The sequence below is a fragment of the Neisseria sp. HMSC064E01 genome (assembly GCF_001808875.1).
In the GTDB taxonomy this organism is placed as follows: Bacteria; Pseudomonadota; Gammaproteobacteria; order Burkholderiales; family Neisseriaceae; genus Neisseria; species Neisseria sicca_A.
Window position 1 is genome coordinate 112,553 of record NZ_KV794946.1, and the last position, 8,419, is coordinate 120,971.

The 8,419-nt window shown below is 51.2% G+C and carries 4 protein-coding genes; 2 read left to right on the plus strand and 2 right to left on the minus strand.

Annotated features, from left to right (window positions below; genetic code table 11):
• Window positions 1–195: 195 nt before the first annotated feature.
• A complete protein-coding gene (locus HMPREF2572_RS09155) occupies window positions 196–684 on the minus strand; it encodes a dihydrofolate reductase (RefSeq protein ID WP_070497915.1) in 489 nt (162 codons plus the stop codon).
• 255 nt (window positions 685–939) lie between these two features.
• On the opposite strand from HMPREF2572_RS09155, the gene HMPREF2572_RS09160 reads away from it, so the two are divergent.
• Window positions 940–1,830, plus strand: a complete 891-nt coding sequence (locus HMPREF2572_RS09160) for a DegV family protein (protein WP_070497917.1) — start codon at window positions 940–942, stop codon at window positions 1,828–1,830.
• A 243-nt stretch (window positions 1,831–2,073) separates the two neighbouring features.
• Here HMPREF2572_RS09160 and HMPREF2572_RS09165 read toward each other — a convergent pair whose 3' ends face one another.
• Entirely contained in the window at window positions 2,074–2,322 is a 249-nt protein-coding gene (locus HMPREF2572_RS09165) for a BolA family protein (protein WP_070497930.1), read from the minus strand.
• Between the two features lie 571 nt (window positions 2,323–2,893).
• Here HMPREF2572_RS09165 and HMPREF2572_RS14630 point away from each other — a divergent pair.
• Window positions 2,894–8,419, plus strand: a 5,526-nt coding sequence (locus HMPREF2572_RS14630) for an ESPR-type extended signal peptide-containing protein (RefSeq protein ID WP_070497919.1), incomplete at its 3' end; no start/stop codon positions are given.

Sequence of the window (8,419 nt, forward strand, 5' to 3'; positions counted from 1 at the left end):
CGATTGTTCGGTTCGGGATTTGATCGGCAGACTCGTGGGCGAAGCCCACGCTACGGCTGGCTTAATTTAATTCACTGTATCGGCTGTTTGAGAATCACAAAGGTCGTCTGAAAACTGTTTTTCAGACGACCTTTGTGATTTTATTGATTCATCGCATCGCTGGCGGACGGTTTGACGGCAAACCGCCTGTTTTTTTTATCGGATGCGGGTGTAATGGACGAACGCGTAGCCTGTGCCGTTGGCGGAGGTGTGGATTTCGCGGGCGGCTTCGCGCCATTCTGATGGCGAAAATTCGGGGAAAAACGCATCGCCTTGGACGTCTAATGCCACTTCGGTAATCCGCAAATCGCTGGCAAGCGGCAGGGCTTGGGCATAGATTTGTGCGCCGCCCATGATGATGACTTCTTCCGCAGCGGCACATAATGCCAAAGCTTCTTCAAGGCTGCCAACGGTTTCCGCGCCTTCTGCCGGATAATCTGCCTGACGGCTGATGACGATATTGCGGCGGCCGGGCAGCGGCTTGCGGGGTAGGGATTCCCAAGTTTTCCGCCCCATCACGACGGGTTTGTCGAGGGTATAGGATTTGAAAAATGCGAAGTCCTCGGGCAAGTGCCAAGGCATGGTGTTGTTGATACCTATGCAGCGGTCGGGCGCGCAGGCGGCAATCAGGGTGATTTTCGGCATGGGTGGTCTTTTGATTGAGAAGTAGCTGTATTGTAAACGATATGTAAACTCAGGTGTTTAAAAGGCGGCATAAAAACCATATGGCAATGAATGATAACTATTATTTTAGAATATAGTGTTTAGTTTCAAAATAATGCTCAAAACTATTAATATGTAGACAAAAATTTACATACCGTTTATCATTAAAATAGACCGCTTAGATAGTCCTTTATTTATTTGAGATTTTGCATTGTTTGATGCACAAGGGAGCAGTTTATGGCAGGCTCTTATGCCTTATATCGTTGCGCGGTATTGTCCACGTCGAGTGGCTCTTTGTCGGGCATACTCGATCGGGACAGCCCGATTCAGATTCTGCATCTGAATGTATTTATGGAACAACAAGAGTTCGCTGACGGACTGGAAATCAGTAATGAAGAATATTGCAATTGGCGCCGCGAGCATTTGGACAGCGATGTTTCTACAACACCGCCGTCGTCTGAAGATTTATTGAGGACTTTTCAATATTTGGTCGGTCAGGGTTATCACGAAGCCATTGTGACGACGTTGAGCCACAAATTAAGTGATTCTGCCGATATGGTGCGTCAAGTTGCCGAGCAGGTTCCGCAGTTGAAAGTCCATGTCGTCGATACAGGGACATGCTGCATGCCCGAAGGCTTTTTTGCTTTGGAAGCAGACCGCCTGTTGCGCGAAGGAAAAACGCCGACGGAAATCGTTGCTTACTTGGAAGGTTTAAAAGAACGTTGCAACATCATTTTCGGACTGTCCACAATCAAATCCCTTGTCGGCAGCGGCACGATGGCAAGATTGGGCGCTTCGTTGTGCGACTGGTTGGGGCTGCGCGCCGTATTGCGTTTTTCGCAGGACCAGTTGTGTCGGGTCGAATCCGCCTCCGATGACGAAAAAATGTTTGATGCGATCATCGACCAAGTGTTGAAACTGATGCAAGGTAAAACAAGGGAGCAGTTTATCCTCGGCGGTCTTTATACGGGCGAACGCGACCGGTATCAAATATTTGCAGAACGCTTCTTCAAGCGGACCGGTATCCGTTTGGATGACGGCGTTCCCGTATCGCCGGTGGTGGCGGTGCACGTCGGCATCTGCGGCGTCGGCGTCGGCATGGTCGAGAAGTTTGAAGCAGCCGCATAAGGAGCAACACTGAATCTTGAATCTGCCCGCATTCCTGATTCTTATTAAGCGGCAATTCAACGCCGTGTAAATTATAGTGGATTAACTTTAAACCAGTACGGCGTTGCCTCGCCTTGCCGTACTATTTGTACTGTCTGCGGCTTCGTCGCCTTGTCCTGATTTAAATTTAATCCACTATAACTAAGGTCGTCTGAAAAACCGATTCAGGTTTCAGACGACCTTTTTCTTGTCTGGGATAACGGCTTATTGCTGCTTCGCCGCCCATTCCGCAGGCGTAGCGGCAACAGAAATAGACAGCGCGTGCAATTCGTTGCTTGCCAATTGCGCTTTCAGACCGTCTTTGATCAGGCGGTGGCGGGCGAGGCGGGCTTTGCCTTCAAACTCGGAAGAGACGATGACGGCGAAAAAGTGGTGTCCGTCGCCTTCAACTTCGACGTGTTCGCAAGCGGCAACGCCTTCAATCAACGATTTGACTTGTTTTGGGGTAAGCATTTGTATTCCTTGTTTCAAAAACATTGCGGCATTATACAGAATAATGCCGTCAAACATCGCCAACTTGCTGAGGATGTATCTGAAACATTATTCATTAATATTAAATTAACATAAGATTTACAGAGGTCGTCTGAAACATTTTCAGACGACCCCTTTGTTTATTTTTGGATGTCGGATACTTAAAAATATCATTTTTTTAGTACGGATGCATCCGGGTAAAAGGGTTTTGGCATATAAATTGCTTTCAAATAAAAAGATAAAGTTTCGCTTTAATTGCAAAATAAGGTTAAGAAAATAGAAGTTATTAAAGATAAGCGGATATATAAATAGCTAAAAGGTCATAAAATCGGGTTTGAGAGATTGTTATCTGAGGTATAGATAAATTCTGAAATTTGTTTGAAAGTGACAATATGCGTCATATCCGTTGAATAATTTTGCAATAGAAATATTGGCATCAAATAAGATGTTTTCATTTTTAGTTATCGGGTCGGATGTTTGAAAAGTAGGTTAGTTCGACAATCCAATAATATATTAAATTTATTTTTTTAACATTTTAAGTCAGAGAGTAAGCATGAATAAAATCTATCGTGTCGTATGGAACGAAACCACTCAGACGTGGAACGCGGTGGCAGAATTTGCCAAAGCGCATGGGAAAACAGCTTCATCAGGCATAGGCGGCATCGTTGCCTCCGTAGGCGTGCGCTTTGCTTTTACAGCGATTATGTCCGGCCTGCTGCTCGCCAGCGGTCAAGTCATGGCTGCAGCGAATAACGGTAAAACCCTCTCCAATGGCACAGCCGTATCTGCAGCCGCTACTGATTACAACACCTGCTATTTCGATACCGTCAGCTACAACGTTGTTTGCGGCGATGATAATACGACAGCGTTAGATTTCATTCCTCAAGACAACGGACAATCTCCGAAACAAGGTAAATCTGTCGCCATCGGACAAGGAGCTCAAACCAAAGGGGAAAGTAACGTCGCTATCGGTCCGAATGCGGCTACTGCCGAAACAGGCTCTATTGCCATCGGTTCTTCCGCTAATGCAGCCAAAAACCAAACTATTGCCATCGGTCAAGGTGCGGCAACGAAAGGTCAGGCAGACATTGCGATTGGTAAAGGCGCGGGTCCAGGCTCCAGTACTGCAAACGGACGAAACATCGCTATCGGTGAAAATGCATTACAAAACAGCACGAATAGCGATAACGTGATTGCTATCGGTACAAATGCAGGTGCTGGTAGTGACAGTACCCAGTCTATATTTATCGGTAATGGCGCGAACGGTATGGATACCAAAAACGTTGCTATCGGTAATCTGTCGAAAACTAAAGGTGGCAGTATTGCTGTCGGCGACAGCTCTAATGCGCAGGGTAGTTCTTCCGTTGCCATCGGTACCAGTGCTGCCACAACCGGTGTGGCAGCTAATGGCGTTGCCATCGGTTTCAATTCCACTACCTCGGGATTGAGTGCTGTCGCTATTGGTGGTGCAAGTTCTACCGGTAAAGGTGCCAATGCATCGGGTCCTGCCAGCCTGGCAATAATGGGTACCGCCGTCGCTTCTGCACCGCGTGCCATCTCCATAGGCGAATTTACGGTCGGTTCAGGAGCTTATGGTATTGCCATTGGCGGTAAAGCAAATGCGCAGGGCACGTCCTCCATCGCGATTGGCGGCAGTCAGGCGCAAGACAAAGGAGCGACTGCTGCGGGTCATTTCTCAACCGCTATCGGTTATGGTGCCAAGACAGTCAATCAGGATACCACTGCCGTCGGTAAAAACAGCACGGCAAACGGCCTGCGCGCCACAGCCTTCGGTGTAGACAGCAATGCAGACGCAGAAAACGCCTTGGCTGTCGGCCCGCAAACCACCGCTTCAGCCAAAGGCGCGATTGCCGTTGGTTTTGCCACTCAGGCAACCGGTTTGAGCAGCGTCGCGGTCGGTAAGGAAGCCATTGCCACTAAAGAAACTTCTACTTCACTTGGTCAAAACAGCCAAGCAACCGCCAACAACGCCGTCGCTATCGGTAACAAAGCCGTAGCGGCAGGTACGGGCAACATCGTAGTGGGTACGAACGCGGGTGTGTACGACCCCACCGTTTCCGCAGGACGCACAGTCGGCGCAGACACCGTTTATATCGGCGCGGACAGCGGTCGCAATGCCTATACCAACGAACGTCAAATCTCTATCGGTAAAGGTACGGGCAATAACGCCACCGGCGTGGATAATATTGCCCTTGGCTTGCGTTCCGGCGCATATGTGGTCGGTGCGAACAACGTCGCTATCGGTAAAGAAGCAGGTATGGGTACAGATGCCCAAAAACTGAACGTCACCTCCACCGTTGCCATCGGTGAGGCCGCAAAAGGCAGCTTCAGCAACACCGTCGCTATCGGTAAAACCGCATTGGCAGAAAAAGAATCCGCAGTTGCCGTCGGTATGGTTTCCAAAGCCAGCGGCGACAATTCCGTAGCCATCGGTAAGACCGCCAATGCCAGCGCACACGAAACTGTTGCCATCGGTCATGAGACCGTTGCCGGAGCCGTTTCTTCCGTCGCTGTCGGTCAGCGTGCCAACGCTTCGGGCAGTGAGGCGGTTGCATTGGGTATCGATTCCAATGCCTCCGGTCGTTTTGCCGTAGCCATCGGTAATATGGCGAAGGTAACCGACAGCAAACTCAACGGCGTCGCCATCGGCAGCAACGCTGTCGCTTCAGACGACTATGCAATGGCGATGGGTCTTAACACCCAAGCAACGGGCAATAGCTCGATTGCCTTTGGTAATACTGCCAAAGCACTCGCTGCAGAAGCTGTTGCATTTGGTCATTCTGCCAATGCTGCGGAAGGCAATACTGTTGCCTTGGGTGTATCCGCAACTTCGGCAAAAGCAGGTGCGACTACTTTGGGTGCATACACCAGAGCTGATGCTGTTAAAGCACTTGCCTTGGGTTACGAATCCCATGCCGTAAATGAAAATGATGTTGCTTTGGGTGGTGGCAGCCTGACCGAAGCACACCACAACGGAGACTACACGCTCAATGGCAACTACACCGCTGCGGGAACAAGCTCTTACGGCACGGTTTCCGTCGGTAAAGTCGATGCAACCACCCCTACCAACAGCTTCACCCGTCAAATTCAAAACGTCTCTGCAGGTGTTATCAGCGCAACTAGCACTGATGCCATCAACGGCAGCCAGCTTTACGCAACCAATTCTTACCTGCTCAACTTGGGTAACAACGTCAAAAACGCCTTGGGCGGCAGTACCCAAATTGACGATGCAGGCAACCTGACCCTGAACAATTTAGGCGGTACGGGCAAAGCCAATGTTCACGACGCTTTGGAAGCGATGAACAATAAAATCGACCAATTGGGTGGCGGCAGCTCCAGCCATTTCTACAGCGTTAAGACGACCTCTGATACCCGAGGCAACTACAACAATGACGGCGCAACCGGACTGGATGCTCTGGCAGCAGGTGCAGACGCGCAAGCTGCCGGCGAATTTGCCGTAGCCGTCGGTACAGGCGCGCAGGCGGTGATTTCCAACTCTATCGCCATCGGTAAAAACGCCACTGTCAACGAAGACACGGCATCTGACGCGAGTGTAAACGGTTTGACTAAAGGCGAAGGTTCCGTCGCCATCGGTGCGAATACCAAAGCCAGCGGCACCAACGCTACCGCCGTCGGTCAATCATCCAATGCTTACGGTCAAAACTCCTTCGCAGGCGGTCAGTCTTCCAAAGCGTTGGGTAAATCCAGCGTAGCGGTCGGTGACGGCGCGCAGGCCATTCACGACTCCACTACTGCAGTTGGTCCATACAGCCAAGCTACGGCGGCAGGTGCGACTGCGTTGGGTCACAATACCCGCGCAACTGCTTTCGGTACCGTCGCGGCAGGCCGCCAAAGCAAAGCTTCTGCCAGCAATGCCGTAGCATTGGGTAACGAAGCAGACGCGCAAAAAGACGACACCATCGCCATCGGCTACAACGCCCAAGCCACGCAAAACCGTGCCGTAGCCTTCGGTAAAAACGCCAAAGCCACCGCAGGCGACACCTTTGCCTTCGGTGATGCGGCAAAATCCTCTGCAAGCAACGCTATTGCGCTCGGTAAAAACGCCAATGCCGCTCATGCAGGTTCTATCGCATTGGGTGCCAATTCCGCGACTGAAGCAGCCGTTCAGACGACCTCTGCCACTGTTGGCGGTCTGACTTTCGGTAACTTCGCAGGTGCCGCGCCTGAGTCCACACTCAGCATCGGCACAGCAGGCAAAGAGCGCACGATTACCAACGTCGCCGCAGGCCGCATCAGCGACAGCAGCACCGACGCAGTAAACGGCAGCCAGCTTTATGCGACTCAAAACGTCATGAACAAAATCGGTAAGAGCGCAGTCGGTGTATTGGGTGGCAATGCAGCCATTGCGAATGACGGCACCATCACGATGTCCAACATCGGCGGTACGGGCGCATCCACCATTGAAGGCGCGATTTCCGCCATCAACAACGCCTCTTACAAGTCGTTCAAGCTGAATACGGCTAAAACCAGCGGTACCAACGGTGAAGCCTACAACCACTCGTTGAAAGAAATTACCAACGGTTCGACCATCACGTTGGAAGCGGGTAAAAATATCGTGCTGAACCAAAACGAATCTACCGTCAGCATCAATACTGCCGATGCGCCCGAGTTCGCCGGCAAAATTACCGCTAGAGACGGGTTGGATATGTCCAACACCAAGATTACCAATCTGGGCAAGGGCGAACAGCCGACCGACGCGGTTAACTTGAGCCAGTTGACCGATGCCATCAATAACGTTCACGTTACTACCTTGACGGCAGTTACCAATGAAGCTCCGTTTGCTTATGTTGATGAAAATGGCAAAATCTTGAAACGTACTGTGGATGCTTCGTCAGGCACAAGGCAGATTTCCTTCGTTTACGCGGAAGATCCAAGCCAAACCTACAACGGTAACGTAACCATTGCCGCGCTGAATCCGACCGATCCGCAAACTACCGTTCCGACCCAAGTTGGCAACGTTGCTGCAGGTAAGGGACAAAATGATGCGGTAAACGTATCCCAACTGGACAAAGTTGCCAAAGCTTTGGGTACTTCCGTCAACAGCGCAACCGGTGAAATCGCCGCGCCGAAATACTCTGTGATTTCCGGCAGCCCCGCGACTTCAGGCGTAGCTGACTACAACAATGTCGGCGATGCATTGACTGCCTTGAGCAATGCCGTTCGTGCGCCTTTGACTTTTGCAGGTGACAGCGGTACGCCTTCAACCCGCCAATTGGGCAGCACTGTTGCCGTTAAAGGCGGCGAAGCCGATGCAACCAAACTGTCCGACAGTAACAACATCGGCGTGGTTTCAGACGACGCCAATGGCACACTCAACGTCAAGCTGGCAAAAGAGTTGAAAGGTCTGACCTCGTCTGAATTTGTTGACGCAGCAGGCGGCAAAACCATCGTTTCTGCAGACGGCGTGACCGTTGGTACAGCGGCAAACCCTGTCAAACTGACAACCGAAGGTCTGTCTAACGGCGGTAAGAAAGCAACCGACATCGCTGCCGGTGTGAACAATACCGACGCCGTCAACGTCAGCCAGCTCACTCCGTTGGCAACCGCATTGGGCGCAACCGTCAATCCAAATACCGGCGCGGTTGAAGTACCGAATCTGGTCGTAACCAAAACCGACGGTACGCAGGCTGCACCTGTCAACACCGTACAAGGCGCGTTGGACAACATTGGTACCGAGCTGCAAAAAGGTCTGACTTTCGGCGGCGACAACGCAGATAAGAATTTCGAGCGCAAACTCGGCAACCAAGTCTTGGTTAAAGGCGGTGCAGACGCAGCGAAACTGTCTGACAACAACATCGGCGTGGTTTCAGACGACGCCAACGGTACGCTCAACGTCAAACTCGCCAAAGAGTTGCAAGGTTTGAACAGCGCACACTTTGAAACCGACGGCAACGTGACCACCATCAACGGCGGCAATGTTTCAGTGGCTGACAAAGACGGCAATATTGCCGAAACCACAGCAAACGGCATCACCCTGACTCCGGTGCCAAGCAGCGGCAAAGAGGCCGTCAGCCTGACCAAAGACGGTCTGAACAAC

What these genes read in the sequence shown, in the direction of transcription:
- HMPREF2572_RS09155 (WP_070497915.1), bottom strand. Translation starts at nt 684, where the DNA reads ATGCCGAAAATCACCCTGATTGCCGCCTGCGCGCCCGACCGCTGCATA.
- HMPREF2572_RS09160 (WP_070497917.1), top strand. Translation starts at nt 940, where the DNA reads ATGGCAGGCTCTTATGCCTTATATCGTTGCGCGGTATTGTCCACGTCG.
- HMPREF2572_RS09165 (WP_070497930.1), bottom strand. Translation starts at nt 2,322, where the DNA reads ATGCTTACCCCAAAACAAGTCAAATCGTTGATTGAAGGCGTTGCCGCT.